The organism is Actinosynnema pretiosum (genome assembly GCF_002354875.1).
In the GTDB taxonomy this organism is placed as follows: domain Bacteria; phylum Actinomycetota; class Actinomycetes; order Mycobacteriales; family Pseudonocardiaceae; genus Actinosynnema; species Actinosynnema auranticum.
The window spans coordinates 3,934,514-3,960,627 of sequence record NZ_CP023445.1 but is presented as its reverse complement, the minus strand read 5'-3'; the positions used below and the strand labels follow the sequence as shown (position 1 = coordinate 3,960,627).

The window sequence follows — 26,114 nt, the reverse complement described above, 5'->3', positions numbered from 1 at the left end:
GGCGCGGTTCGACCGGCGCCGGGGGCCGTTGCCCCCGGTCGTGGGAGGCCCGGTCGCGGGGGCGCGGGGTGTCGGACCCGCGCGGGAGGATGCGGCCATGCGGAAGCTGATCTTCGGGATGAACGTGAGCGTCGACGGGTACGTGGCTGCGCCCGGTGGGGACCTGGGGTGGAGTTCGCCCAGTGACGAGTTGTTCGAGTGGTGGTTGGAGCGGGAGCAGGCGGTCGAGCTGTTCCTGTACGGGCGCGGGTTGTGGGAGGCGATGAGCGCGCACTGGCCTACCGCCGACCAGCTGCCGGGGGCGAACGCGGCGGAGGTGGCGTTCGCGCGGAACTGGCGGGAGACGCCGAAGGTGGTGTTCACCTCCTCGGCCATCGACGTGGACTGGAACACGCGGGTGGTGTCCGGGGACGCGGTCGACGAGATCGCCCGGCTCAGGGACGGGGACGGCGGGCCGATGCGGGTGGGTGGCGCGCGGTTGGGCGGGGCGGCGGTGCGGGCCGGGCTGGTGGACGAGTACGAGATCGTCACCCACCCGGTGCTGGTGGGCGGGGGCGCGCCGTTCTTTCCCGCGCTCGACGGGCGGGTGGGGTTGGAACTGGTGGAGACGCGGACGTTCCCCGGTGGGGTGGTGCTGACCAGGTACGGGCGGCGGTGAGGGGCGCCGTCGCCCAGCGCCGTCACGTGATCCTGTCCAGCAGGGTGCCCTGGCCGACCACGAGCTGCTCCAGTTCCGGGTCGCCCAGCGGGACCCAGTGGAAGTGCAGCGGGGTCGGCGGGAGGAGGCCGTCGTGGGTTTCGGCGCTGTCCCAGCGGTCCGGGGGGTTGCCGTCCACGGTCAGGAGGAACACCGAGCGGTCCTGGATCTCCTCGCGGAACGGGGTGATGTCGTAGCGGTAGCGGCCCAGGTAGGCGATTACCCGGAGGTTCGGCAGACCCGTTTCCTCCGTCGCCTCGCGGAGGGCGCCGTGTTCCGGGTCCTCGCCTGGGCGCAGGGTCCCTGCGGGGACTTGCAGGCCCGCCGCCTCGTCGTCCTGGCGGAACACGGCCAGCTTGCCCTCGTGGACGACGAAGGCCACCACCTTGCGCACGGTCGGCTTCACGGTCACGTCCTCGGGTCGGTTGGGGCGATCGTAGGGTGGCCGGCGTGAACAGCGCCGAGATCGTTCGGCTCGCAGGCAGCGGTGTCCTGGCGCACCACCACCTGTCGTGGGCAACGACTGGGACTGGACTCTGCACGTCGGCCGCACGCCGGAGGTGATCGCCGGGCTGTTCGACCTGGCGGTGGGCGCCGGGCTGCGCATCGGGCACCCGGAGGACGGGCTGATCTCCGCGTTCCGCGCCGACGATTCCGGAGAGTTCGACCGGTTGGACCGCGACGACCTCGTGGCCGCGCTCGCCTCCGGGACGTACCACAGCTGCACACTGTGGCCTGCGGAGGAGGAGGTCTGGTTCGACGTGCGCGAGTCGCAGTCGAGCTGGTCGATCAAGCGCTCCCGGTTCACCCCCGACCTGCACCGCCGCCTCACCGAGCTCTGGACCGTGGCGGCCGAGCGGTTCGGGGCGAGTTTCGGGACCGTCGTGGACGAGTGGTCGGTCGAGCAGGTGTGGCGGGTGCGCGGTGGCGAACTGGACTTCGAGAACCCGCCGCCGCCCGGCTGCTTCCCGGACTGCTTCGGCTGGTGGACCCACTTCGACGCCGAGCGCGCCGCCCGGCTGCCGGAGTTCCCGGCGGTCGTGGCGGCGCGCGTGCGGTCGACGGCGAGCGGGGGTGTGGTGGTGGCGTTCCTGGACGACCCGGTGGACGCCCACGACTTCGTGTTCGGGGAGATCCACCGGGCCTTGTTCGGGCTGGCGCCGGAGAACGGCGCTTAGGTTGCGCTACAACGCTTTCAGCGCCTCCCGGCACAGCTGGAGCTCCTCGCGCGGGCGCACCAGCAGCACCGGCACGACGGCGTCCGGCGGGCTGATCAGGCCGTCGCCGTCGCGGTCCGGGATCAGCTCACCGGGGACGCCGAGCAGGGACAGGCCCGCCACGACGTCGGCGCGCACCTCCGGCTGGTCCCAGCCGATCTCGCCGGTGAACACCAGCGCGTCCAACCGGTCCAGGCTGGTCGCGGCTGCGGCGAGCTCGCGGCGGACGCGGTGGGCGAACACGCGCAGCGCCAGCGCCGCCGCCGGGTCCTCCCCCGCCGCCGCGACCAGGTCGCGGGTGTCGCCGGACCTCCCGCCGGACAGGCCAAGTAGGCCGGACTCGTGGTTCAGGCCCCGTTCCAGCTCGTCCAGGTCGACGCCGTTGCGCAGCAGCCACAGCAGCATCCCCGGATCCACGCTGCCCGAGCGCTTCGACATCGGCACGCCCTCCAGCGGGGTGAAGCCCATCGAGGTGTCGACGCTGCGGCCCCCGCGCACGGCGCACACCGAGCAGCCGCCGCCCAGGTGGGTCATCAGGACGGCCAAGCTCTCGGCCGGGCGGTCCAGGAGTTCGGCGGCGCGGTCCAGGGCCCAGCGGTAGGACAGGCCGTGAAAGCCGTAGCGGCGCAGGCCGTGCCGCTCGCGCCACTCGGACGGGAGCGGGTAGGTGGTGGCCTCCTCGGGCAGGTCGGCGTGGAACGCGGTGTCCGGGCACAGCACGTGCGGCGGGTCCGGGAGGCGGTCGCGCAGCACGTCCAGCAGGCGCAGCGCGGGCGGAACGTGCAGCGGGGCCAGGGTTTCCGCGCGGTGGGCAGCGGCCAGGGACTTGTCGTCGACGACGGCGGGCGCGCGCAGGTCGGGACCGCCGTGGACCAGGCGGTGGGCCACCGCGGCCAGGTCGTCCACATCGGACAGAAGGGCGTCCAGGGCCTCGCGGGCCTCGTCGGAGTCCGGTGGGCCCTCCACGTCGACCGAGTCCAGGACCTCCTCGGCACCGGGGTCGACCAGGTGCGCCTTGAGACTGTTCGACCCGGCGTTGACGGTCAGGACGGCGCTCACGCGGTCCACCTCCAGTCGGTGATCTCCTCGGGGTCCACGCCGTCGCGGTGCGCCGCCGCGACCAGGTCGTCGCGCTCGGCCAGCAGGCGCTTCGCCAGGTCCTCGGCACGGCCGGCGCGGCGCAGCGCGTCGGCGGCCAGGTCGTGGCGGCTCATGCGGTTGGCCGCGAGCAGGTCGTAGGGCGTGGTCGTGGTGCCCTCCTCCAGGTAGCCGTGCACGTGGAACCGGTCGGAGCCGGGGCGGCCGTGCAGGGTCTCGTGGACGGCCGAGGGGTAGCCGTGGAAGGCGAGGACCACGGGGACGTCCTCGGGGAAGCAGGCCGTGAAGGCCTCGTCGGACAGGCCGTGCGGGTGGCGGTCGGCGGGGGCCAGGGACAGCAGGTCCACCACGTTGACCACGCGCACGGCCAGGTCGGGGGCGCGCTCGCGCAGGATCGACGCCGCCGCCAGCGCCTCCACCGTGGGGACGCCGCCCGCGCACGCCAGCACCACGTCCGGGTCGCCGTCGCCGTGGCAGGCCCACTCCCACACGCCCGCGCCCGCCGCGCAGTGCCGCTCGGCGGCCTGCGGGTCCAGCCACTGGGCGCCCGCGTTCTTGCCCGCCACCACCAGGTTGATCCGGTCGGTGGAGGCCAGGCAGTCCCGCAGGGTCACCAAGAGGGTGTTCGCGTCCGGCGGCAGGTAGACGCGGGCGGTGGAGGACTTCTTGGTCAGCAGGTTGTTGAGGAAGCCGGGGCCCTGGTGGCTGTAGCCGTTGTGCTCCTGCCGCCAGCCCTCGCTGGTGAGCAGGTAGTTCAGGCTCGCCACCGGCTCGCGCCACGGCACCTCGCCGGACATCTTGAGGAACTTGGCGTGCTGGTTCACCATGCTGTCCACGATGGACGCGAACGCCTCGTAGCACGGGAACAGCGCGTGCCGACCGGTCAGCAGGTAGCCCTGCGCCCAGCCCTGGCACAGGTGCTCGGACAGCACCTCCAGCACCCGCCCGCCGGGCGCGACGTGCTCGGCGGTGTCCGGCAGCGGCCAGGTGAAGCCCCGGTCGGTGGCGTCCAGGACGGCGCCGAGCTTGTTGGACTCCAGCTCGTCGGGGCAGAACACGCGGAAGTCGCGGCGGTCCTCGGTGGCGCGCAGCAGCTCGGCCAGCCAGCGGCCCGCCACGTCGGTGGGGCTGGTGGAGCCTGCGCCGGGTTCGGGGACGTCGACGGCGAAGCGGGTCACGTCGGGCAGCGGCAGGTCGCGGCGCAACCGGCCGCCGTTGGCCTCGGGGACGCGGCCCAGGCGCAGGTGCTCCGGGGGCAGTTGGGCGAGGACGTCCTCGTGCGGGCGGCCGTCGGCGTCGAACAGCTCCTCGGGGCGGTAGGAGCGCAGCCAGCGCTCCAGCAGGGCGAGTTCGTCGTCGTCCTCGTGGACCGCGCCGAGCGGGACCTGGTGGGCGCGGAAGGTGCCTTCCAGGGGATCGCCCGCGGCGTCGTGCTCGGGCACGCCCCAGCCCTTCGGGGAGCGCAGCACCAGCATCGGCCGCACCGCCCGCTCCCCCGGCCGCCAGCGCTCGCGCAGGGCGGTGTTCTCGTCGTGCGCCCAGGCCAGCGCCTCGGCGAGCAGGGCGTCCGGGTCGTCGGTCCGGGTCACGTCCACGATGCGCGGGGACCAGCCCGCGCCGCTGAAGTACGCGGTCAGCTCGGTGTCGTCCATGCAGCCGTAGACCGTGGGCGAGGCGATCTTGTAGCCGTTGGCGTGCAGCACGGGCAGGACCGCGCCGTCGGTGTGCGGCGAGAGGTACTTGCCGGCGTGCCAGGAGCCCGCCGTGGGGCCGGTCTCGGCCTCGCCGTCGCCGACCAGGCAGGCCACCAGCAGGTCGGGCTTGTCCATGGCCGCGCCGAACGCGGTGGCCAGCGCGTAGCCCAGCTCGCCGCCCTCGTGGATCACGCCGGGCACCTCCGGCGAGAGGTGGCTGGGGAAGCCGCCGGGCCAGGAGAAGCGGCGCACCAGCTCGGTCAGGCCCTCGCCGTCGCGGCCCAGCGCGGGGTCCAGCTCGGCGTGGGTGCCCTCCAGCCAGAGGGTGGCGTGCACGGCGGGCGCGCCGTGGCCGGGGCCGGTGACCAGCAGGGTGCGCTGCCCGGTGCGCTGGACGAGGCCGTTCAGGCCGGCGTTCAGGAAGGTGATGCCGGGGCAGGTGCCCCAGTGGCCGAGCAGCCTGGGCTTGAGGTGCTCGCGGCGCAGCGGTTCGCGCAGCAGCGCGTTGTCCTTGAGGTAGATCATGGCCGCGGCGGCGTAGTCGCACGCCCTGCGGTAGCGCCGGACGGCCTCCGTGCCGCGCGTCTGCGTGGTCGTCATGCGCACGTATTCCCCGCGCGCGCCGGGGCACACCACCGATTTGTCCGGTTCGCGTCGCCGAGGTGGAAGCGCGGGCGGCTGGGTACTCCGGTGGCCATGACGACCAAGAGCGAGGTCAGCGCCGTCGACGTGCTGTCGGACGGGTTCGGGCGGGTGCGGGAGTCCGTGGAGCGGGTGCTGGACGGTGTGACGCCCGAGCAGCTCGCGCACCGGGTGGGCGGCACGGGGAACCCGATCGCGTGGCTGGTGTGGCACCTGACCCGCGTGCAGGACGACCACGTGGCCGAGGTGGCGGGCGCGGAGCAGGTCTGGACCGCCGACGGCTGGTCCGAGCGGTTCGACCTGCCGCTGCCGGTGGACGACACCGGGTACGGGCACGACGCCGACCGGGTGACGGCCGTCGTCGCGCCCGCCGAGCTGCTGCTGGGCTACCACCGGGCGGTGCACGAGCGCACCGAGGCGTACCTGCGCACGGTGAGCGCCGAGGACCTGACCAGGGTCGTGGACGACTCGTGGGACCCGCCGGTGACCCTGGCGGTGCGGCTGCTCAGCGTGGTCGAGGACGACCTCCAGCACGTCGGGCAGGCGGCTTTCGTGCGGGGCGTGTCAGGATCGGGCGCGCAGTGAGACGCGGAACTCGCGCGGTGACACGCCGACGACGCGCCGGAAGGCGGTGCTGAACGCGCTCTCGGACCGGTAGCCGATGGCCCCCGCGATCGAGGTGAGGGAGTCGTCCGTGCGCAGCGCGGCGCGCGCCAGGTGCATCCGCCAGTCGATGAGGTAGTCCAGGGGCGGCTTCCCCACCCTGGTCCGGAAGTTCACCGCGAAGGACGAGCGGGACATCCGGGCGATCGCGGCGAGCTCCTCCAGCGTCCAGCGGTGGCCGGGCTCGGCGTGCACGGCGCGCAGCACGGCCCCGATCCCGTCGTCGACCACCGACGCGAGCCAGCCCAGGGGCTCGCGGGAGGAGTCGGCGTGCGACCTGAGCATGTGCACCAGGAGGATCTGGGCCAGGTGCTCCAGGACGAGCGACTGGCCCGTCCTGGGCTCCTGGAACTCGTGCACGAGCAGGGTCGCGAGGTTCCAGAGCAGCTGCCCGCCGGTCTCGTCCGCCCTGATGACGACGGCCGGGGGCAGGGCCGAGAACAGCGTGGAGGCGTCGGCGTCCCGGAACTCGAAGTCGACGCTGCACGTGTGCGCGACAGCGCCGGGGCCGTTGCCGGGAACGCCCTCCCGCGCCGTCTCGACCGAACTGCCGAGGCCGTAGGCGGGCGGGTTCCCGAGCAGGTAGAAGTCGCCTGCGCCGAGCAGGACGGGGTCCAGGCCGTCCACGCACAACCAGAACTCGCCTTCCACCACCGCGCCGAGCTTGATGTGCGGGAACGGCGTGAACCGGGCTCCCCACGGGGCCGTCGCGCGGAGCGGGGCCGGGACGACGGCCCTCGGCCGGGCCAGCGCCAGGACCTGCCGGACCGGGTCGCTGACGTCCAGCGTGACCTCGGCCCTGGACGATCGATAAGGATTACTGGACTCCACGTTATGGACTATACGACCAGCGCTGGGAACGATGGTGTCCGGCGGCTGGGCCGCCGGGCGCGGGGAACCTGCCCGCGCCCGATCCACGTGAGGAGCGGAGCACTCATGCGTTACCGATTTCTTGGCGGCTCCGGGCTGCGCGTGTCGGAGTTGTCGCTGGGGACGGGCAACTTCGGCACGGGCTGGGGGCACGGGGCGCGGGCGTCCGAGGCGCGGGCGATGTACGACGCCTACCGGGAGGCGGGCGGGAACTTCATCGACACCGCCTCGAACTACCAGGCCGGGGACGCCGAGGAGCACCTGGCGGACCTCATCGCCTCGGACCGCGAGGACGTCGTCCTGGCGACGAAGTACAGCACGGGGACCACACCCTCCAGCGGCCTGCACCTGACCGGCAACAGCCGCAAGGCCATGGTCCAGTCCCTGGAGCAGAGCCTGCGCAGGCTGGGCACCGACCGGGTGGACGTCTTCTGGGCGCACGTGGCCGACGGGGGCACGCCCGTGGAGGAGGTGCTGCGGGCCTTCGACGATCTCACGCGCGCGGGCAAGATCCTCTACGCCGGGCTGTGCAACTTCCCCGCGTGGCGGGTGGCCGCCGGGACCGTGCTGGCGCAGCAGCGCGGGTGGTCGCCGGTCACGGCGATCCAGGTCGAGTACAGCCTGGTCGAGCGCGCCGCCGACCGGGAGCTGCTGCCGATGGCGCAGGCCCTGGGCCTGGGCGTGCTCGGGTTCTCCCCCCTCGGCGGCGGGCTGCTGACCGGCAAGTACCGGCGCGGCGGGACGGGGCGGGCGGAGAGCGTGCTCAGCCAGTTCCTGCACCGGGAGGACGACGCGGCCACGACGGGGGTCCTGGACGCGGTCGAGGACGTCGCCCTGGACCTCGGCGTGACGCCGGACCAGGTGGCGATCAGGTGGTCGATGGCCAGGGGCGTGATCCCGATCATCGGGCCCAGGGACCTGGCCCAGTTCACGTCGAACCTCGCGGCGGCCGAGCTGGAGATCCCGGCGCACCACCTCGACCGGTTGACCGAGGTGAGCGCGCCGCGACTGGGGTACCCGCACGGGCTGTGGGTCGAGCACGACCGGGTCGAGCGCAAGCGGCTCGCCCCGGTGTAGCGCTCAGACCGTGACGACGATCTTGCCGAGCGGGCGGCCCCGCGCGTGGTCGACCAGCGCCGCGACGGCGTCGTCGAGCGGGTACCGGCGGGCGATCGGGGTCGTGAGGGCGCCCGCCAGCGCGGCCTCGGCGACGGCCTCGGCCCCGGTGCGCTCGTCGCCGGTGTGCATCACGAAGCCCAGGTCGACGTCGTCGCGCCCGAGCTGCTCGGGCCGGGGCGGCGGGAAGACGATCGAGAGCAGCCTGCCGCCCGGCCGCAGGGCGCGGGCCGCGTCGGGCAGGGCGTCGGGCAGGAGCGCCAGGTTGAGCACGACGTCGACGCCCGAGGGGTAGGCGCCGTGCCCGACCACGTGGTGGGCGCCGAGGCCGCGCAGCAGGTCGGCGCCCTCGGCGGTGCGGGCGGTCGCGGTGATCTCGGCGCCCGCGGCGGCCAGCACCGGCACGAGGGTGAGGCCGACCGGGCCGGTCGCGCCGACGACCAGCACGCTCTCGCCGGGGCGGACCTTCGCCGCGGCGGTGAGCGCGAGCGTGGTGCCGCCCGCGATCGGCAGGGACGCGGCCAGGTCCGGGGGCAGGGCGGACGGGCGGTGGCCGATGGCGGGGGTGTCCGCCTCGAACACCGCGTGGTCGGCGAGCGCGCCGGTGCTCAGCGACGGGCGTCCGGGGTCGGCCACCGCGCGCAGCTGGCGGGGCAGGGCCATGCCGAAGACCTCGTCGCCGGCGCGGTAGCGGGTCACCCCCGGTCCGGTCTCGACGACGGTTCCGGCGAACTCGTTGCCGGGGGTGTAGGGGAACTCCAGGTCCAGCAGGTCGCGGAAGCCGCCGGTGAGCACGCGCAGGTCGGTGGGGTTGACCGCGGCGGCGGCGATCCTGACCAGGACCTGGCCGAGGCCGGGGGTGGGGACGGGCAGTTCGGCGAGGGTGAGCTGGTCGGGGTCCCCGTAGCCGGTCGCGACGAGCGCCCGCATGGTGGTGCCGGTTGTCATGGGTCCACCGTATGGAGGACCGGGTGCGGCAGTCGATGCTGCGAAGACTCACTTCCTTGCTCGTTTGCCTCACCTAGGATGGCCGGGTGGACCTCGTCGCGGACGTGCTGGAGGTGTCCGGCGTGCGCGGCGCGCTCGGGGCGCGGATCGAGGCAGGCGGGCGCTGGGCGGTCCCGCTGGCGGGCTGCTCCTCGGCGCTGCTGCACGTGGTCCTCGCGGGGCGCGCCTGGCTGCGGGTCGGCGACCCGCCGTCGTGGCTGGAGCTGTCGGCCGGTGACGTGGCGCTGCTGCCCGCCGGACCGCCGCACGTGCTCAGCGGCTCCCCGGACGTGCCGGTGGCCGACCCGGCGGAGGTGGTCCGGGCGCAGGAGGCGGGCGAGGTGATCCGGCTCGGGGACCGGCCCGCCGACACGCGCGTGCTCACGATCGGCTACGACTGCGACCACACCGTGCGCACCCAGGTCCTCGGCGCGCTGCCCGAGCTGGTGCACATCCGGGGCGACCGGGGCGCGGAGGGCTTCGACGACACCGTCCGGATGCTCGCGCGGGAGCTGGCGCGCCCCCGGCCGGGTGGGCGGGCGGTGCTGAACAGCCTGGTCGACGTCCTGCTCGTGCAGCTCATGCGGGCCTGGTTGCCGACCCAGCCCCGGCAGGTGGGCACCTGGCTGGGCGTGCTCGACGACCCGCTGGTGCGCGGCGCGGTGGAACGCCTGCACGCCGAACCCGCCCGCCCCTGGACCACCGCGTCGCTGGCCGCCGCCCTGGCGGTCTCGCGCGCGACCCTGTCCCGCCGCTTCCCGGCGGCGATCGGCCAGAGCCCGGCGGCGTACCTGGCGCAGTGGCGGATGGACCTGGCGGCGGTGCGCCTGCGCCGGACCCGCGACCCGGTGGAGTCCGTCGCGGCGCGGGTGGGGTACCGGTCGGCGCCCGCGTTCAGCCGGGCGTTCACCCGGTCCAGGGGGATGACGCCGGGGCAGTACCGGGCGGGCGGCGGGTCACCGGGGTGACCGCCCCGCGCTACCCGGCCACCGGCGTCCGGTCCCGCGAGCGCAGCAGCGACGCCGACAGCAGCCCGACGCCCGACGCCAGCACCAGCAACCCCAGCACCGTGATCGCCCCCTCCGCCCCGACCTGCGCGGTGATCAGCTCGATCAGGGCCGACGCCAGCGCCGCGCCCAGGTACTGGCAGGTGCGGTACACGCCCGACGCCGCCCCGATCCGCTCCACCGGGGCCGCCGCGACCATCGAGCTCTGGTTGCCCATGCTGTTGAACCCGTTCGGCACCCCGATCAGCGCGCTGACCAGCAGCAGCACGACGATCGGCGTGCTCGCGCCCAGCAGCGACAGCGCCGTCCCGGACAGCACCAGCGCCGCGTTGCCCACCAGCAGCGCCGCCCGCACGCCCCGCAGCCGCTCCAGCCGGGCGCCCGCCGCGGTGCCCGCCATGCCCACCACCGCGATGGGCAGCACCAGCAGACCGGCCAGGTCGGCGCGCAGGCCCCGGCCGGTCACCAACCACAGCGGCAGGCCGTAGAAGATCAGGTAGAACGCCGTGTAGGTCACCAGGGTGCGCGCGTAGGTGCGGCTGAGCGCGGGCCGGGCGAGCATCCGCACGTCCAGGAACGGCGCGGGCGCCCGCCGCTCCCACCACACGTGCGCGGCCAGGACGGCGGCCCCGACCGGCAGCGGCCACCACAGGAACCCGCCCTGGGCGGAGCTGAGCAGCGACACCATCACCAGGACCACGCCGACCACGAACGTGAGCAGCCCCGGCACGTCGACCCGGCCGCCCGCGCCGTCCGGCGGCGGATCGGCGGGCGCCACCCGCCGCACCCACACCAGCGCGGCGGCCACCAGGGGCAGGTTCACCCAGAAGATCGCCTGCCAGCCCAGGAAGGTCACCAGCGCGCCGCCCAGTGCCGGACCGGCCGCCACCGCGCTCTGCCCCATGATCGACATGGTCGCCAGCGCGGTCGTGGGGGTACGGCCGGTCGCGCTCGCGAAGCGCTTGAGCATCGCCACCCCGGCCGGGTACTGGGTCGCGCCGCCCAGCCCGATGACCACGCGGCTCAGGGTCAGTGCCACCACCCCGTCGGCGAGCGGGCCGATCACCGCGCCGACGCCGATCAGCGCCAGCCCCACCAGGTAGACGCGCCGGGGGCCGTACCGGTCGCTGAGCCTGCCCGCCGTCGGCGCGGCCACGGCGGTCGCGATGTACAGGCCGGACAGCAGCCACGACGTCCCGGAGGTCAGGTCGAACGCGGAGGCGATGGCGGGCAGGGCGACCGCGATCATGGCCGAGTTCAGCGAGAGCAGCAGCACCCCGGAGCCGACGGCGTACCTGATCCGGTCGGAGATCCGGTCCGCGCCGCCGTCCGCGGCGCCACTCACCGGTCCTCCCCGAGCCCGCGCAGGACCGCGTCCACCCGCTCCCACACCCGCTCGACGTCTGCCTCGCCGAACCAGTCCGTCTTGTAGTTGACCGACACCCGCAGGTCCCCCGCCTCCTGCCAGCTCGTCGCGAGCGCCGCGTCCTGCCAACCCGCGTGCACGTCCAGCTCGGTGGCGGCCACGCCCGGAAGCACCAGCTCGGCGCGCGCCATCGACCCCGGCCTGGCGTTGAACGAGGCGAACGGCGTCCGCGCCTGCCCGCCGAACCAGTCGGTCAGGTCGTGGATCACCACCGGCCACGGCACCCGGCTCGCGTCGATCGCCCCGGCCACCGCCGCGCGCAGCCCGCGCAGGTAGCCCTCCGGGTCGGCGAGCCCGCCGGGGGCGCTGCGCACGACCACCTTGCTGGCGAACCAGCCCACGCTCTGCTGCACGGCCGGTCGGGCGCGGTTGGCGACGGTCACCGTCGTGGCGACCTCCGGCAGCCCCGACAGCGCGGACAGGGCGGTGTGCAGGGCACCCAGCGCGATGTTGAGCCGGGACACGCCGGTCCGCCCGGCCAGCGGCGCCAGCCGGTCGTAGTGCTCGGCGGGCAGGGCGAACCGCGCCCACCGGTTGCGCTCGTGCCGCACCGGGGCGGGGCCTGCCGCGCCGAGCCCGGTCGCCGCGTTCAGCGGGGTGCTCGGCGCGGGGCCGAGGTCGGCCAGCTCCCGAGCGAGGCGCGCGCGCAGGGCCAACCCCCGCGCGGACTCCAGGTAGGCGTTCTGCCCCTGGGTGAAGTCGAAGTAGTCCTGCCCGATCACCGGCAGCGCGGCGGGCTCGTGCCCGATCTCCCGCGCGTACAGCGCGCCGAGGTCGCGCACCAGCACGGACCTGGACCACCCGTCGGTGATCAGGTGCTCCAGCACCAGCACCAGCACGTCCGGGGCCAGCACCAGCCGGGCCAGCGGTCCGCGCGCCAGGTCGAACGGGGCGGTCGCGACCGCCTCCACTCCCCCGATCCCGATCCCCGCCCCAGCCTCGACCAGTCCGACCGGCTCCGCGTCCCGGCCGGAGCGCCACCGGTCGCCGTCGAAGCTCGACAGCAGCACCGGGTGCCTGGCCTGCACCCCGCGCCAGGCCCGGTCCAGCGCGGCGACCTCCACCCGGCCGTCGAGGCGGAACGCGAGCACCGAGTGGTGCGGGTTGAACACCCCCCGCCGCGCGTCGCCCTCGCCCTGCCGCAACCGGTGCCGCTGGTTCCACGAGGCCAGGCCCTCCGTCACGCCCGCACCCCCAGCCCGCGCAGCGCGTCGACGATCCGCGCCACGGTCGGCTCCTGGTAGACCAGCCCTAGCGGCACCTCGAACGCCAGCTCGTCCTCCAGCCTGGCGGCGATCTCCACGGCCGTAAGCGAGTCCGCGCCGAGGTCGAACAGGTCCTGCTCGGGCCGCTCGGGCGCGCGGCCGAGCACGTCCCGGCAGATCCCGGCGACCAGCCCGGCCAGCCCGTCCCACTCCGGCCGGACCGGGGCGGGCGCGGTGGCGACGGTCTCACCCAGCGCCCGCCGGTCCACCTTCCCGTTGGGCAGCAGCGGGATCTCCGGCAGGAACACGAACTCGGCGGGCACCGCGGCGGCGGGCAGCCGGTCGAGCACCGCCGCCCGCAGCACCGCCGCAGGCACCGGCCCGCCCGCCACGAACGCCACCAGCTCGACCCCGTCCGGTCCGTCCCGACGCACCACCGCGGCCTGCCGCACGCCGGGCGCCGCGTCGAGCGCCGCCCCGACCTCGCGCAGCGCCAGCCGCACCCCGCGCACCTTCACCTGGTCGTCGACCCGCCCGAGCACCCGCAGCAGCCCGTCCTCGTCGAACCGGCCGAGGTCGCCGGTCCGGTAGAGCAGGTCGTCGGGGTCGTCGGTGAACGGGTTGGGGTGGAAGGGGTTCCCGTCCAGGTAGCCCGCGCCGCGGTGGCGCGTGCGCAGCACGATCTCCCCCTCGGCGCCATCGGCGCGCGCGGTCTCCAGCCCACCGTCGACCAGCGCGGCCTCCACACCGGGCAGCGGCGAGCCGACCGGCAGCGGGCCCGCCGGGGCCGGGTCGGGGACGACGTGCGCGAACTTCGCCAGCGTGGTCTCGGTCGGTCCGTACAGGTTGACCACCGCGCCGGGCACCGCGCGCCGCCACGCGGTCACCAGCTCGCCGGTCAGCTGCTCACCCGCGAAGAACGTGGCCCGCACGGACGGCAGCGGACGCGCCTCGGCGAGCCAGCGGCGGGCGAGCGAGGGCACGGCGTGCAGCACGGTGACCCCGGTGCGGGCGGCGAACTCGAACACCCGCGCGCCCGTCGGCGGCCCCGGCGGCGGCAGGACGACCGCCGCGCCGGACACCAACGGGGTGAACAGCTCGCGCAGGCACACGTCGAACGACCAGCCGGTGAGCTGGGCGACCAGGTCGCCGGGCCCGATGCCGAACGCGTCGCGCTGCCAGGCCAGGAAGTGCCCGAGTCCGGAGTGCGCGCCCAGCACCGCCTTGGGCGTGCCGGTGCTGCCGGAGGTGGTGAACACGTAGGCGTGCGGGTGCTCGACGTCCACCGAGGGCTTATCCAGCAGGGGCAGCCCGTCGAGCGACCAGGAGCCCGCGCGGTGGGCGAGCACGCCGCGCGCGCCGGTCGCGGCGAGCAGCCCGTCGCGCCGGGCACCCGGCAGCACCGGGTCCAGCGGCAGCACGATCGCGCCCGCCCGCAGCACGGCCAGCAGCGCGGCCACCGAGCCGGGGTCGGCGGACCGCTCCACCGCCACCACCTCGCCGGGGGCGACGCCGAGGAAGGCCAGGTGGCCCGCCCAGCCCGCCGAGCGGCGGTCCAGTTCGGCGTAGGTGAGCGCCCCGGTGTCCGAGACGACGGCGGGCAGGTCGGCGTGCCGGGCGACCGCCGCCGCGAACGCGCGGGTGAGCCGCACCGGCTCGGCGTCGGTCTGCGGGGAGCGGAACGGGCCTGCGGGGCTGGGCATCGGACTCCTGGCGGTGCTCGGGCGCGGACGTCGTGCCGCGCTCCTCGGGTGGTCCCTGGCGGGACCGGGACCGCTCGCGCGCCGCGGAGCGGTCCCGGTCGCGGGCGGGGTCAGGCGTCGAGCTTCTGCCACGCGGACAGCTGCTGGAGCTGGAAGATGTCCGCCACCGGCGCGATGCTGCCCTCCAGGGCGGTCGAGTCGCCGTCGCGGTGGATGGTGGCGAACGCGGCCCGCAGGGAGCTGACCACCGCGCGCATCCCCTGGTTGGCGTAGATCACCACCGACACCCCGTCGCGCTCGGCGGTGTCGATGTGCCAGTCCGGGTAGGTGGTGGGCACCACCACGACCGGCAGCCTGCCCCGCCACTCGGCCAGGAAGGCCACCACCTGCTCGCGGGTCTTGGACTTGGAGTGGATGAGCACCGCGTCCGCCCCCGCGTCGGCGTAGGCGTGGCACCGGTGCAGCGCCTCGTCCAGGCCGAGGCCGCTGATGAGCGCCTCGGTGCGGGCGATGACGAAGAAGTCCTCGCCCCGCTGGGCGTTCTTGGCGGTGCGGATCTTCGCCGCGAACGCCTCGGTCTCCAGCAGCGGGTGCCCGTGGGCGGCGAAGCTGTTCATCTTCGGGAAGAGCTTGTCCTCGATGGCGACGGCGGTGATGCCCGCGGCCTCGTACTCGTGCACCATGTGCGCGACGTTGAGGTTGCCGCCGTAGCCGGTGTCGACGTCGGCCACCACCGGCACGCTGAGCGCCTTCTGGGTGTTGGCCGCGCTCTCCAGGTACTCGGTCATGGTCAGCAGGCTGGCGTCGGGCAGGCAGCGCGCCGCCGAGATCTCCAGGCTGGACGCCCACACGGCGTCGAAGCCCGCCTGCTGGGCCAGTACCCCGCCGAGCGCGTCGTGCGCTCCGGCGACGCGGACCACCCGGCCGCGCTCGACGAGGCTGCGGAAGGTCGGGTACTCGTTGCGGTGCATGGTTCTGTCTCCTCCGGGGCCGTGGTGGTCAGCGCGCGCTCGGGGCGCTCGCCCGCGCCTTCGCCTTCGCCTTCGCCTGCGCCCAGAACGGGCGCAGCCAGGCCAGGACGTCGCGCATGACGTGGTGGTTCTGCTGCGGGCGCAGCGCGCCGAGCTGGAAGAACTGGACGCCCTCGCTGGGCGGGCCGAGGAAGGTCAGGCGGGTGTCCGCGCCGCCGTCGGTGACGGGGTGGAAGTCCTCGGTCAGGTCGAGGCCGCCGGGGTGGAACGGCGGGGCGGAGCCGTCGCCGGGGTTGGCCCACTGGCGCACCAGGCCTCGGCGCAGCAGGTTCGGGTAGAGCGGCAGCACGTCGGCCGTCGGGTCGAAGGCGTGCACCTTGGCGTCGACGAGCACGTCGACCCGGCGGGCGGCCCCGGTGTGCGGCCCGGTGACCAGCCAGCCGCCCTCGGCGGGGCCGACGCGGGCGTCGGGGCCGACCGAGACGTCGACCAGGCCGTCGCGCACCAGGGCGAGCACCTTGTCCATGACCTCCAGCGCGGCCCCGTTGGCGAGCCGGTTGTGGTGGCGCATGTGGACATCCAGGAACCGGCGGTGCGAGGCGGGGTCCAGGCCCCCGAAGTCCACCGCTCGCCCCAGCACCGGGCGCAGGTCGCGCCACACGCCGTCGGCCGCCGCCTTGGCCGGGTTGGTGAGGTTGTCCTGCGCGGCCCACAGGTGGTCCCGCTCCATGAACTCCACCAGCGCGTCCCGGTAGGACCGCTCGGAGGTCCACCGCTCGCGGGGCACCGGGCGGATCGCCTCCTCCCAGGAGAACCGGTTGTCCGCCACGAGGAGCGGGTGCCGCTGCGGGGAGCGCCGTCCCGCGACCTCGGCGGCCAGCAGCGCGGGGGACGCGGCCAGGTCGAGCACGGCCTCGGCGTCGTCCCGGCCGAGCACGACGGTCAGGTGCCTGCGCAGCGCGGTCGCCGCGGACCAGCCGTCGGCGGGCGCGTCGGCCAGCGCGGTCCGGCCTTCCAGGACGTCGTCCAGCACGCGCGCGACCTCGGTGAACGCCTCCTGCAGCGGCGCGGACGGGTCGAGGTCCGCGCCCGCCAGGAACGCCCGGTGGGCCGGTTCGGCGGCGCGGGCCAGGTGGTCGCCGACCTCGGCGCCGAGCAGCGTCGCGGAGTGCAGGTGCGCCATCTCCAGCAGCACCAGGGGCAGCACGTGCCGCTCGAAGTCGAGCTGGCGCTGCGGGCGCCCGCCGATGTCGACGGGCACGCCCGAGGAGGCGCGGAGCCGGTCGACCGCGTCCTCGGTGAGGAACCGGCCGCGGTGCTCGTAACGGGGCAGGTCCACCTCCTTGGCGTTGAACGGGCGGGCGAAGGTGAACAGGCCGGACCCGGCGAAGCAGGCGATCGAGCGGGGCTCGCGGCCGGAGCGGACGTACTCCAGCCGCCCGTCGGGGCCCTCGCGGAAGGTCCCGCCCCGGCTCTCGGTGAGGTAGAGGATGACGTCGAGGGTGGTCAGGCCCATGCCCGCGCAGCCGACGACGTCCTCGGGCGTGACCGCGCCCTCCGACAGGCCCTGCGGCAGCGGGTAGGCGCTGGGCACGAACCGGGCCCCTCCGGCGCGGGCGTGCTCGGCCCAGGCGCGGGTGCGCTCGTTGCGGGCGGGGTCGTTGGCGGAGTGGCCGGTCACCACGAGCACGTGGTCGGCGGTCAGCGCCCCGCCGTCGGCGGTGAGCACCTCCAGCGCCGGGCCCGCGTCGGCGATGTCGACGACCTCGGCCCGGTGCAGGAGCACCGAGACGCCCTCGCGGCCACGCAGCAGCTCCGCGTAGCGGGCGAACGAGTCGCGCAGGGCCAGGCCGTGCACGTACCGCTTGGGCCAGTCCTGGGCGGCCAGGTCGAACACCGGGTCGCCGGTCTCGCCGAACTTGCGCTCGCACCACTGCAGCAGGGTGGGGCGCAGCGGCTCGGGCAGCAGGGCGCCCGCCTCCAGCACGGTCTCGTCGGCGGCGAACGCCACCTGCCCGACGATCCGGTTGAGGAAGCTGACCTCGGGCTGCTCGGCGCTGTGCACCTCGCCGTCGCCGAACCGGCCGGTGCGGTCGAAGACGTGCACCTCCAGGTCCAGCGGCCCCTCGTAGGCCAGCGCGGACGCGGCCAGGCGCTCCATGGCGTAGGTGCAGCTCGGGCCGCCGCCGACGATGGCCAGCCGGGTCGTGGTCGCCGCCGCGCGGGCGGTCGGGGCGCTCACGCGCTCGCCTTCACGGCGCCCAGGCGCTCCAGCGCGCGGTCGAGCGCGGCGAGGAAGTCCTCCGGGGTGGACGGGTCGAGCTGGCCCATGTTGGCCACCCGGAACACCTGGCCGAGGCGCGCCTGCACACCGTAGACGACGAAGCCCTCCTCCTTGAGCGCGTCGTGCAGGTCGGCGTAGTCGATCCCATGCGGCACGCGCAGGTTGGTGACGCTGCCCGCGCGGTGCTCCTCGGGCAGCAGGAACTCGAAGCCGCGCTCGGCGAACCCGGCGCGCAGCCGGGAGGCGAGGTCGCGGTAGCGGGCGGCGCGGGCCCGCACGCCCTCGGCGAGCACCAGGTCCAGCGCCCGCTCGAACGCGAACAGGACCTGCACAGCCGGGGTGAACAGGGGGGCGCCCACCCGGTCCTGGGCGACGTGGTGGCCGTGCAGGTCCAGGTAGAAGGTGCGGGCGGGCACGTCGGCGAGCGCGTCCAGCGCGTCGCGCCTGCCGCACACGAAGCTGGTGCCCGGTAAGCCTTCCAGGCACTTGTTGGCGGTGCCCACCAGCCAGTCGACGTGGTCCTCGGTCATGTCGAACTCCTCGGCGCCGACGCTGCTGATGCCGTCGACGACCAGGGAGCGCCCGTGCCCGGCGACGACCTCGCCGATCGCGCGCAGCGGGTTGAGCATCCCGGTGCTGGTCTCGTGGTGGACCAGGCCGACGTGCGTGATCGCCGGATCGGCGGCGAGGGCGCGGTCGACGGCGTCCGGGTCGATCGGGTTGGTCCAGCCGAACTCCAGGTGCTCCTCGGCGATGCCGTGCACCGAGACGATGCGGTGCACGCGGTCGCCGTAGTTGCCGTTGTCCAGCACCAGGACCTTGCCGTCCGGCGGCACGACGGAGGAGAAGGCGGCCTCCAGCGCGGCGGTGCCGGAACCGGCCAGCAGCACGCTGGTGTGGCGCTCGTCGCCGCCGCACACGGCGGTGGCCTTGGCACGCACGCGCGTCATGGCGTCGAGCGCCTCGGACTCGCGGTGGCACACGTCCGGCCAGGACAGGGCGGCGCGGACCTCGGGGTGGACGACGACGGGACCGGGGTTGAGCAGCACGCTCCGGCGGGGTGGGGTGGATCCACCGGCCGGAACGGAGGAAATGGTGGCCATAGGTCCTTCGCTCACAGGGGGAAAGGCAGCGTGAAATGGCGCGGGCAGCGCTGACCGCATCATGCGAGGGGGGCAGAGAATGGCGCGGAGGTGCGTCGAGCGGGCAGCTCGGCGGCGATGACCTGACATTTACCTCAGGTGAAGGCCACACTAACTCCGGCTGGCCCGTTTGAGCAACAACTCGATGACCGACCGGATCGAGCGGAGTCACCAGTAGTCACGGAACGTTAGACCTTCCGAGTGAAACCCCTGTCACACAAGGCTTTCCGGTTGCCCTAGCGGGTAAGCCCGGACGGACAGGCCGGTTGCCCGGAAGTACTTCGTCGGCCGATCGAACCTCGACCTCCAACCTCTCCCGCAAGCGAATCGCAGGTGAACAGCGGCCAACCGGGTGATTCAGGAAAACATTCTCTGTTACCGAGATAATAAAAAAGCCAAAACGCCAGAGGCGTTCGACCTGAACCACGTGTAACGTTTTCCCCGTGCGCTCGGAGTTGTTTTCGGGCCAGGAACACGCGAAGAGGGAAAGACCGTGCCGCAGCACAGCGACAGCACCACCGGTCCCCACCGGGACTCCCTGTCCGGCGACGAGGGGCTCGTCCTGCCCGAGTTCGACGACCCGCCGGACGACCCCGTCGCCCTGCTGGGCGAGTGGCTGGACGCCGCCGTCCGGCTGGGGGTGCGCGAGCCCAAGGCCGTCACCCTGTCCACCAGCGACGCCGACGGCGTGCCGTCGGCGCGCACCGTGCTGCTCAAGGAGGTCGACGGCGGCGCGCTGGTGCTCACCTCGCACGTGGCCAGCCGCAAGGGCCGCGACCTGGCCGCGAACCCGGTCGCCGCGGTCACCTTCTACTGGCGCGAGACCCTGCAGCAGATCACCGCCTCGGGTCCGGTCAGCCGGGCCGACGACGCCCGCTCCGACGCTCTGTTCGCCTCCCGCCCGGTGGACGCGCAGGCCACGACGGCGGCGTCCCGCCAGGGCGAGCCGCTGGACGACGAGGCCGAGCTGCACCGCAGGGCGCGGGAGCTGGCCGCGCCCGGCGAACCGCTGCCGAGGCCACCGGGGTGGGCGGGCTACCTGCTCGTGCCCGACCGGATCGAGTTCTGGCACGGCCGCGCCAGCAGGCTGCACCGCAGGCTCGCCTACCTGCGCGGCGCCGACGGCTGGCGCGCCACCCGGCTGCAACCCTGACCAGGAGGAAACCATGACGGCACAAGCAGAACCGGTGATCGCCAGAGCACCGGCCCCGCCGCCGAGGGCCCGCTTGCTCGTGCTCGACCCGATCGACGCCGACGCGCTCGGCGCGCTGGCGCTGGCCCACGACGTCCTCGTCCACCACGCGCCCACCCCCGAGGAGCTGCCCGCGCTGGTGGCCGACCGCGAGGTCGTCGTGGTGCGCAGCGGCTGCCGGATCACCGCCGAGGTGTTCGCCGCCGCCCCGCTGCTCAAGCTGGTGCTGCGGGCGGGCAGCGGCACCGACAACATCGACCTCGACGCCGCCCGCCGCCACGGCGTGCGGGTGTGCAACACCCCCGGCGGCTCCGCCAACGCGGTGGCGGAGCTCGCGCTGGGCCTGGTGCTCGCGGTCTCCCGGCACATCGCGCTGGCCGACCGGCAGGTCCGCGCGGGCCGGTGGCGCAAGTCCGAGCTGGCGGGCGCCGAGCTGGCGGGCAAGGTGCTCGGCGTGGTCGGGCACGGGGCCATCGGCTCGCGCCTGGCCGAGCTGGGCGGGGCGCTGGGCATGAGCGTCGTGACCTCGGTGGACCGGGCGGGTGACGAGCGCAGGGCCGAGCTCGCCGCGCGCGGCGCCCGCCTGGTCGACCTGCCCGAGCTGCTGGCGAGCGCGCACGTGGTGGCGCTGGCCGTCCCGCTCACCGACCGCACCAGGGGCCTGATCGGGCCGCTCGAGCTGCGCGCCATGCGCCGGGACGCGGTGCTGGTCAACGTCTCCAGGGGCGGCGTGGTCGATGAGGACGCGCTGGCGGCTGCGCTCGCCGAGGGCGTCATCGCCGGGGCCGGGGTGGACGTGCACGCCCGCGAGCGGCAGTCGACCCCGCTGGCCGGGCTGGACAACGCGGTGCTCACCCCGCACATCGGCGCGATGTCCTCCGACGCGCAGCGCCGCATCGGCGAGCGCGTGGTCGCCGACATCACCGCCGTGCTCACGGGCGGCGAACCGTCCCACCCGGTCTGCTGATGGCGGCCGGGACCACCGCGCCCACCACGATGGGCGCCTCGGTGCTGACCGCCGAGCGCGTCGTCGAGCACCGCCGCGTGCCGGTGCCCGCCCTCGGCGCGGACGGCGTGCTGGTACGGGTGCTGGCGACCGGGATCTGCGGCTCGGACCTGTCGACCTACCGGGGCCTGCACCCCTACAAGCGGCCACCGGTCGTGCTCGGGCACGAGTTCTGCGGCCGGGTGGAGGCGCTCGGGCAGGACGGCGGCGCGGCGGCGGGCGTCTCCGTCGGCGACCTGGTGTGCTCCTCCGCCTACCGGCCCTGCGGCGACTGCGCCCCGTGCCGCGCCGGGACCACGAACCTGTGCCAGGCCCGCGACAACCTCAGCCACCGGGGCTGGGACGGCTCGTTCGCCGAGTACGTGCTCCTGCGGCCCGGCATGGTGTTCCGCCTGCCCGACGACCTGGACCACGAGCTGGGCGCGCTGGTCGAACCGCTGTCCATCGGCCTGCACGCCGTCCGCCGGGCCGTGGGCGGTCGTGCCGCGGTGGCCGGTCCCCCGGTCCCGCCCGGCTCTCCGGCCGCACCCGGCGCCGCCGTCGCGGCAGGAGCCAGCCTGACCGTGCTCGGTGGCGGCAGCATCGGCCTGGCCTGCGCGCTGGCCGCGCGCCGCCTCGGCTTCGACCCGATCGCGTGCGTGGACCTAGGGCCCCGCAAGGGGGAGCTGGCGAGAGCCGTCGGCGTCGACCACTACGCGGACGCCCGCCGGGGCGACGCCGCCAAGGCGGTGCTGGCCGCGCTGCCCGGCGGCGGTGACGTTACCGTCGTGGCCAGCGGCCACCCGACCGCTCTGGCCGACGCGGCCGGGATCACCCGGCCCGGCGGGCAGGTGGTCGTGGTGACCTACTTCGACGGTCCCCAGGAACTGGACTGGAACGCCCTGGTGGGCGCGGAGCTGACCGTGCGGACCTCCGCGCTGTCGACCGCCGCCGACTTCACCGAGGTGATCGGCTGGCTGACGCGCGGCGAGGTCGACCCCTCGCCGCTGGTGACCCACCGCTTCCCGCTGCGCGCCGCCGCCGACGCGCTCGCCGCATTGGACAGCGGCGCGGGCGAGGTGGGCAAGGTGATCCTGCGAGCGCGCACGGAGGACGGATGAGCGAGCACGGCCTGACCGCGGGTGTCGTCGGCGGCGCGGGGTACGCGGGCGGCGACCTGTGCCGCCTCCTGCTGGGGCACCCGGCCGTGACGACCGTGCTGCCCACCTCCAGGGGGGACGAGGAGTTCGAGCGGGTCCACCCCAACCTGCTCGGTTCCGGCCTGTCGTTCCTGCCCCCCGAGGAGCTGGCCGAACGCGCGGACGAGCTGGACGTGGTCTTCTTCAGCACCCCGACCGGCGAGGCGATGCGCGCGGCCCGCCACTTCCTCGACCGGGGCGCGAAGGTGGTCGACCTCAGCGCCGACTTCCGCTTCGCCGACCCCGAGGAGTACCGGCGGGTGCACGGCCCCGAGCACGAGTCGCCGGACCTGCTGGCCGAGGCCGCCTACGGGGCGACCGAGCTGTTCCGCGAGGACGTCGCGGGCGCGCGGCTGGTCGCCAACCCCGGCTGCTACGCCATCACCGCGCTGCTCGCCCTCGCCCCGCTCGCCGACGCCGGGCTGCTGGGCCCTCGGGTGGCCGTGCACGCGGTCAACGGCACCACCGGCGCGGGCGTCAAGCCCAAGCGGGCGCTCATGCACGCCGAGGTCGCCGGGGCGCTGCTCGCCTACGGCCTCGACGGGCACCGGCACGGCCCCGAGCTGGAGGGCCTCCTGGCGCGCGCGGCGGGCCACCCGGTGCGCGTGGACCTGAACACCACGCACGCGGACTTCCCGCGCGGCATCCACCTGCAGGCCAACCTGGACGTGCCCGCCGACGTGACCAGGGACCGGCTGCTGGAGGTGTTCCAGGACTTCTACGGACGGGGCGGGGGCGGCGAGCACTTCGTGCGCGTCAACGCCACCCCCCGGCGGGGCGGGCTCAACGACAAGGACTACGCCCTGTACCCGCTGGTCACCTCCGTGGTGGGCACCAACTTCTGCCACCTCGGCGTGGACGTCGACCCGGTCAGGGGCATCGCCAAGGTCGTCGCGGTCACCGACAACCTGGTCAAGGGCGCGGCCGGGTCCGCCGTGCAGAACATGAACGTGCTGCTCGGCCTGCCCGAAACCGACGGGCTGCTCGGCTATGCCTGCTGACCTGCCGCTGCTCTCCGAGCAGCCGATCGCCCCCGGTGACCGGTGGGTGTACTCGGCCGGGTGCAACGTCGGGCCCGACCTGCGCCCGGCGGGCCGCGTCGACCGCGAGGTCGAGGGGTTGCGACTGTTGGCCGGGCGCGGGGCGCGCGTGGCCGTGCTGTCCCACCAGGGCAGCCACCGCGACGGCACCGCCCACCCGCTCCCGCACGTCGCCGCGCGCCTGTCCACCGCGCTGGGCAGGCCGGTCGGCTACCACCCGAGCAACGCCGACGACAGCGCGGTCGAGCGGGCCGCCGCGCTGCGGGACGGGGAGGTCGTGGTCTTCGGCAACACCCGCGAGCACGCGGGCGAGGAGCGCGGCGACCCGGAGCTGGCCGCCCGCTTCGCCCGGCTGGGCGCGGCGGTGGCGGTGGGCGGCTTCAGCAAGGCTCACCGCGCGCACGCCTCGAACACCGGCCTGCTCCGGTTCCTGCCGGGCTGCGCGGCAGACTCGCTGGTGGCCGAGGCGCGTGCGCTGGAGCCGTGGGCCGGGACCGCGCCGGGGGTGCTGTCGGTGGCGGTGCTCGGCGGGGTCAAGCCGGAGAAGACCCTGGTGGGGCTGCGCGGCCTGAACCGGACCTACGACCTGCTGATCCCCGGCGGCGTCGTGCTCACCACCGTGCTGCGGGCGCTCGGGCACCGCACCGGCCGCTCCCCGGTCGGGTCGGCCGCCTGCCTGGCCGCCACCGCCGAGGTGCTGGCCGACCCGCGCGCGGAGTTGCACGTGCCGGAGCGGGTCGTCGTGCTGGGCGAGTCGGGCCGGGTGTCCACCGTGGACGTCTCGGCGATCCCGGACGACGCCTCGGTGGTGGACTTCGAGCTGCGCCAAGACGTCCGCGAGCGGCTGGCGGGCTTCACCGGCCGGGCGCTGGTCGCGGGCACACCGAGCCGCTACGCCGACGGGTTCAGCCTGGCCGCGACCGAACTGCTGGCGGCGTTCGCCGCCCCCGGCGCGGACGCGCTGCTGCTGGGCGGCGACACCGTCGCCGAACTGCCTTGGTCGGGGCCGTCGTCCACCGGCGGCGGCTCGGCGCTGCACTACCTGGCCGATGGCACCTGCGCGGTGTTCGAGGCGCTGCGCACCACCCGTCCCGCAGAGAGGACCACCGCGCCGTGAGGTTCGACTTCCACCTGCCCACCGCGATCCACTTCGGCCGGGGCCGCCTCGCCGACCTGGGTGCCCTCACCGGGCCGCTGGGGCGCGCCGCCCTGGTGGTGTGCGGCCGGTCGTCGGCCCGCCGCACCGGAGTGCTCGACGCGGCGCTGGCGTCGCTGTCCGCCGCGGGGGTGCGGACCGCCGTGTTCGACCGGGTCTCCCCCGACCCCAGGGCGTCCGAGGTGGACGAGGCGGTCGCGCTCGCCCGCGCCGAGGGCAGCGACGTCGTGGTCGGCCTCGGCGGCGGCAGCGCGCTCGACGCGGCCAAGGCGGTCGCGGTCGGCCTGCGCCACGGCCCGTGCGGACCGCTGGTCGGCCGGACCCTGGAGCCGGTGGCCGACCCGGTGCCGGTGGTGGCCGTGCCCACGACGGCGGGCAGCGGGGCGGAGGTCACCAAGGGCGCGATCATCACCGACACCGGGCGGGACCTCAAGGCGGGCATCCGGGGCGCTGACCTGTTCCCCCGCGTGGCCTTGGTGGACCCGCGCGCGCTGACCCCGCTGCCGCCCGAGGTGGCGGCGGAGAGCGGGTTCGACGCGCTGGCCCACGCGATCGAGGGCTACGTGGCCCGCAAGTCCTCCCCGCTGACCCGGCTGCACGCGCTGGAGGCGCTGCGGGTGCTGGGCACGGCGCTGCCGGCCTTCACGGCGGGAGACCGGTCGGAGCCTGTGCTGGACTCGCTGGCGCTGGCCGCCCTGCACGGCGGGGTCAGCGTGGCGAACGCGAGCACGTGCCTGCCGCACCGGGTGCAGCAGGCGATGGGTGCGGTGCCGGGGGTGCGGATCTCGCACGGTCGTGGGCTCGCGGCGGTCTACCCGGCCTGGCTGGCGCGGGCGCACCCGCACGCGCGCGAACGCCTGGACCACGTCGCCGAACTCCTGGGAGGCCCGGACGTGCGCTCGGCGGTGCTGGGCCTGATGAGCGCGATCGGCGTGCACGCGCCGCTCAAGGCGCACGGGTTCACCGAGGAGGACCTGGTGGTGGTGGCGGGCTCGGTGGTGGGCAACGTCGACAACGACCCGATCCCCGACGCGGGTGACGAACTGGTGCGGGAGGTGCTGGCCGAGTCGTTCGGCTGAGCTGTTCGGCGGGGCTGCTCGGCGGGGCTGCTCGGCGGGGCGCCGACTTCGGGGCAGCTCCGGCGCAGGAGGTGCGGACCTGGTCCCGGTGAGCACCGGCGCCGCCGACCCGTTAACGCGCCGGACACGACCGGAGTTCATGCTGGGGTGACCGCGTGTCCTCCGTGGACGGTCACGGAGCGCGGGAGCGGGGTGAAGAGGCGTGACGTGACGACACCGGCAGTGACCATCCGGCCCTCGACCGCCGCCGACGTGGCGGTCGTGGCGGCCATCTACGCGCACTACGTCGAGCACAGCGTGGCGACGTTCGACGAGGTGGCGCCGAGCGAGGAGGACTGGGCGGGCAAGCGGGCGGACATCACCGGGCGCGGGTTGCCGTTCCTGGTGGCCGAGGTGGGCGGGGTGGTGTCCGGGTTCGCGTACGCGGCGCCGTGGCGGTGGAAGCGGGCGTACCGGCACACCGCCGAGGACACGATCTACCTCGCGCCGGGGGCCACCGGGCACGGGTTGGGCAAGGCGTTGCTGGGGGCGGTGGTCGAGGCCGCTCGGGAGGCCGGGGTGCGGCAGCTCGTCGCGGTGATCGCGGACAGCGGGGACGGGTCGTCGGCGGCGCTGCACCGGCGGTTCGGGTTCGGCGAGGCCGGGGTGCTGCGGGCGGTGGGGTTCAAGCACGGGCGGTGGATCGACACGGCGCTGTGGCAGTTGTCGTTGTAGACGTGGTTGACAGTTTGGGGTCAGTTT

Annotated in this window: 23 protein-coding genes; 12 read left to right on the top strand and 11 right to left on the bottom strand. The window is 74.9% G+C overall.

Features of this window, described 5'->3' with window-relative positions; all coding sequences use genetic code 11:
- The first annotated feature begins 97 nt into the window (after positions 1-97).
- The gene (locus CNX65_RS16980; RefSeq protein ID WP_096494230.1) at positions 98-658 is read left to right on the top strand and encodes a dihydrofolate reductase family protein; all 561 of its coding nucleotides are present in this window, start codon (positions 98-100) and stop codon (positions 656-658) included.
- Positions 659-680: 22 nt separating this feature from the next.
- On the opposite strand, the gene CNX65_RS16975 is transcribed toward CNX65_RS16980, so the two are convergent.
- Positions 681-1,103, bottom strand: coding sequence for an NUDIX hydrolase (locus tag CNX65_RS16975; RefSeq protein WP_198320491.1), 423 nt, complete (start codon positions 1,101-1,103; stop codon positions 681-683).
- 106 nt (positions 1,104-1,209) lie between these two features.
- Here CNX65_RS16975 and CNX65_RS16970 point away from each other — a divergent pair, with 106 nt between their 5' ends.
- Positions 1,210-1,875, top strand: coding sequence for a hypothetical protein (locus CNX65_RS16970; RefSeq protein ID WP_177154591.1), 666 nt, complete (start codon positions 1,210-1,212; stop codon positions 1,873-1,875).
- A 6-nt stretch (positions 1,876-1,881) separates the two neighbouring features.
- On the opposite strand, the gene CNX65_RS16965 is transcribed toward CNX65_RS16970, so the two are convergent.
- Both CNX65_RS16965 and CNX65_RS16960 read right to left on the bottom strand, forming a co-directional pair.
- Positions 1,882-2,973, bottom strand: coding sequence for an acetate/propionate family kinase (locus CNX65_RS16965; RefSeq protein WP_096497834.1), 1,092 nt, complete (start codon positions 2,971-2,973; stop codon positions 1,882-1,884).
- On the bottom strand, positions 2,970-5,306 hold the full coding sequence (locus CNX65_RS16960; protein ID WP_096494224.1) for a phosphoketolase family protein: 2,337 nt from the start codon (positions 5,304-5,306) through the stop codon (positions 2,970-2,972). The genes CNX65_RS16965 and CNX65_RS16960 overlap by 4 nt, the downstream gene beginning before the upstream one ends.
- A 96-nt stretch (positions 5,307-5,402) precedes the next feature.
- On the opposite strand from CNX65_RS16960, the gene CNX65_RS16955 reads away from it, so the two are divergent.
- Positions 5,403-5,933: a mycothiol transferase gene (locus CNX65_RS16955; RefSeq protein ID WP_096494222.1), complete on the top strand. Its 531-nt coding sequence runs from the start codon at positions 5,403-5,405 to the stop codon at positions 5,931-5,933.
- Here the strand turns inward: CNX65_RS16955 and CNX65_RS16950 are convergent.
- Positions 5,913-6,842 (bottom strand): AraC family transcriptional regulator, encoded by a 930-nt coding sequence (locus CNX65_RS16950; RefSeq protein WP_198320490.1) that lies wholly within the window; start codon positions 6,840-6,842, stop codon positions 5,913-5,915. The genes CNX65_RS16955 and CNX65_RS16950 overlap by 21 nt on opposite strands.
- A 105-nt stretch (positions 6,843-6,947) precedes the next feature.
- On the opposite strand from CNX65_RS16950, the gene CNX65_RS16945 reads away from it, so the two are divergent.
- Positions 6,948-7,958 carry an aldo/keto reductase gene (locus CNX65_RS16945; RefSeq protein WP_096494220.1) on the top strand — a complete coding sequence of 337 codons (1,011 nt, stop codon included), beginning with the start codon at positions 6,948-6,950 and terminating at the stop codon, positions 7,956-7,958.
- Positions 7,959-7,961: 3 nt separating this feature from the next.
- Here the strand turns inward: CNX65_RS16945 and CNX65_RS16940 are convergent, their stop codons facing one another.
- Positions 7,962-8,945 carry an NADP-dependent oxidoreductase gene (locus CNX65_RS16940; RefSeq protein WP_198320489.1) on the bottom strand — a complete coding sequence of 328 codons (984 nt, stop codon included), beginning with the start codon at positions 8,943-8,945 and terminating at the stop codon, positions 7,962-7,964.
- Between the two features lie 86 nt (positions 8,946-9,031).
- Between CNX65_RS16940 and CNX65_RS16935 the strand changes: the two genes are divergently transcribed.
- A complete protein-coding gene (locus CNX65_RS16935; protein ID WP_177154606.1) occupies positions 9,032-9,952 on the top strand; it encodes an AraC family transcriptional regulator in 921 nt (306 codons plus the stop codon).
- 10 nt (positions 9,953-9,962) lie between these two features.
- Here CNX65_RS16935 and CNX65_RS16930 read toward each other — a convergent pair whose 3' ends face one another.
- The 6 genes from CNX65_RS16930 to CNX65_RS16905 form a co-directional block, all read right to left on the bottom strand.
- Positions 9,963-11,336 (bottom strand): MFS transporter, encoded by a 1,374-nt coding sequence (locus CNX65_RS16930; protein WP_096494218.1) that lies wholly within the window; start codon positions 11,334-11,336, stop codon positions 9,963-9,965.
- Positions 11,333-12,601, bottom strand: coding sequence for a condensation domain-containing protein (locus CNX65_RS16925; RefSeq protein WP_096494216.1), 1,269 nt, complete (start codon positions 12,599-12,601; stop codon positions 11,333-11,335). The genes CNX65_RS16930 and CNX65_RS16925 overlap by 4 nt, the downstream gene beginning before the upstream one ends.
- The gene (locus tag CNX65_RS16920; protein ID WP_096494214.1) at positions 12,598-14,325 is read right to left on the bottom strand and encodes a non-ribosomal peptide synthetase; all 1,728 of its coding nucleotides are present in this window, start codon (positions 14,323-14,325) and stop codon (positions 12,598-12,600) included. Before CNX65_RS16920 ends, CNX65_RS16925 begins: the two co-directional genes overlap by 4 nt.
- Positions 14,326-14,435: 110 nt before the next feature.
- On the bottom strand, positions 14,436-15,296 hold the full coding sequence (locus CNX65_RS16915) for an isocitrate lyase/phosphoenolpyruvate mutase family protein (RefSeq protein ID WP_096494212.1): 861 nt from the start codon (positions 15,294-15,296) through the stop codon (positions 14,436-14,438).
- 28 nt (positions 15,297-15,324) lie between these two features.
- Positions 15,325-17,538 carry an FAD/NAD(P)-binding protein gene (locus CNX65_RS16910; protein WP_198320488.1) on the bottom strand — a complete coding sequence of 738 codons (2,214 nt, stop codon included), beginning with the start codon at positions 17,536-17,538 and terminating at the stop codon, positions 15,325-15,327.
- Entirely contained in the window at positions 17,535-18,629 is a 1,095-nt protein-coding gene (locus tag CNX65_RS16905; protein ID WP_232519872.1) for a 2-aminoethylphosphonate aminotransferase, read from the bottom strand. Before CNX65_RS16905 ends, CNX65_RS16910 begins: the two co-directional genes overlap by 4 nt.
- 586 nt (positions 18,630-19,215) lie before the next feature.
- On the opposite strand from CNX65_RS16905, the gene phzG reads away from it, so the two are divergent.
- The 7 genes from phzG (at position 19,216) to CNX65_RS16870 (ending at position 26,087) form a co-directional block, all read left to right on the top strand.
- On the top strand, positions 19,216-19,875 hold the full coding sequence (gene phzG / locus CNX65_RS16900; RefSeq protein ID WP_096494208.1) for a phenazine biosynthesis FMN-dependent oxidase PhzG: 660 nt from the start codon (positions 19,216-19,218) through the stop codon (positions 19,873-19,875).
- 13 nt (positions 19,876-19,888) lie between these two features.
- On the top strand, positions 19,889-20,881 hold the full coding sequence (locus CNX65_RS16895; protein WP_096494206.1) for an NAD(P)-dependent oxidoreductase: 993 nt from the start codon (positions 19,889-19,891) through the stop codon (positions 20,879-20,881).
- Entirely contained in the window at positions 20,881-22,020 is a 1,140-nt protein-coding gene (locus CNX65_RS16890) for a zinc-dependent alcohol dehydrogenase (protein WP_096494204.1), read from the top strand. Before CNX65_RS16895 ends, CNX65_RS16890 begins: the two co-directional genes overlap by 1 nt.
- Complete coding sequence (argC, locus tag CNX65_RS16885; RefSeq protein ID WP_096494202.1) at positions 22,017-23,099, top strand: N-acetyl-gamma-glutamyl-phosphate reductase; 1,083 nt, start codon at positions 22,017-22,019, stop codon at positions 23,097-23,099. The genes CNX65_RS16890 and argC overlap by 4 nt, the downstream gene beginning before the upstream one ends.
- Positions 23,089-24,255, top strand: coding sequence for a phosphoglycerate kinase (gene pgk, locus CNX65_RS16880; protein WP_096494200.1), 1,167 nt, complete (start codon positions 23,089-23,091; stop codon positions 24,253-24,255). Before argC ends, pgk begins: the two co-directional genes overlap by 11 nt.
- Complete coding sequence (locus CNX65_RS16875; protein WP_096494198.1) at positions 24,252-25,373, top strand: iron-containing alcohol dehydrogenase; 1,122 nt, start codon at positions 24,252-24,254, stop codon at positions 25,371-25,373. The genes pgk and CNX65_RS16875 overlap by 4 nt, the downstream gene beginning before the upstream one ends.
- 207 nt (positions 25,374-25,580) lie before the next feature.
- Positions 25,581-26,087 (top strand): GNAT family N-acetyltransferase, encoded by a 507-nt coding sequence (locus CNX65_RS16870; RefSeq protein WP_096494196.1) that lies wholly within the window; start codon positions 25,581-25,583, stop codon positions 26,085-26,087.
- Positions 26,088-26,114 lie beyond the last annotated feature (27 nt).

Excerpts from the sequence above, each read along its gene's own strand:
- CNX65_RS16890 (WP_096494204.1), top strand. The coding sequence starts at position 20,881 with ATGGCGGCCGGGACCACCGCGCCCACCACGATGGGCGCCTCGGTGCTG.
- CNX65_RS16960 (WP_096494224.1), bottom strand. The coding sequence starts at position 5,306 with ATGACGACCACGCAGACGCGCGGCACGGAGGCCGTCCGGCGCTACCGC.
- CNX65_RS16955 (WP_096494222.1), top strand. The coding sequence starts at position 5,403 with ATGACGACCAAGAGCGAGGTCAGCGCCGTCGACGTGCTGTCGGACGGG.
- CNX65_RS16915 (WP_096494212.1), bottom strand. The coding sequence starts at position 15,296 with ATGCACCGCAACGAGTACCCGACCTTCCGCAGCCTCGTCGAGCGCGGC.
- argC (WP_096494202.1), top strand. The coding sequence starts at position 22,017 with ATGAGCGAGCACGGCCTGACCGCGGGTGTCGTCGGCGGCGCGGGGTAC.
- CNX65_RS16895 (WP_096494206.1), top strand. The coding sequence starts at position 19,889 with ATGACGGCACAAGCAGAACCGGTGATCGCCAGAGCACCGGCCCCGCCG.
- CNX65_RS16920 (WP_096494214.1), bottom strand. The coding sequence starts at position 14,325 with ATGCCCAGCCCCGCAGGCCCGTTCCGCTCCCCGCAGACCGACGCCGAG.
- pgk (WP_096494200.1), top strand. The coding sequence starts at position 23,089 with ATGCCTGCTGACCTGCCGCTGCTCTCCGAGCAGCCGATCGCCCCCGGT.
- CNX65_RS16945 (WP_096494220.1), top strand. The coding sequence starts at position 6,948 with ATGCGTTACCGATTTCTTGGCGGCTCCGGGCTGCGCGTGTCGGAGTTG.
- CNX65_RS16980 (WP_096494230.1), top strand. The coding sequence starts at position 98 with ATGCGGAAGCTGATCTTCGGGATGAACGTGAGCGTCGACGGGTACGTG.
- CNX65_RS16940 (WP_198320489.1), bottom strand. The coding sequence starts at position 8,945 with ATGACAACCGGCACCACCATGCGGGCGCTCGTCGCGACCGGCTACGGG.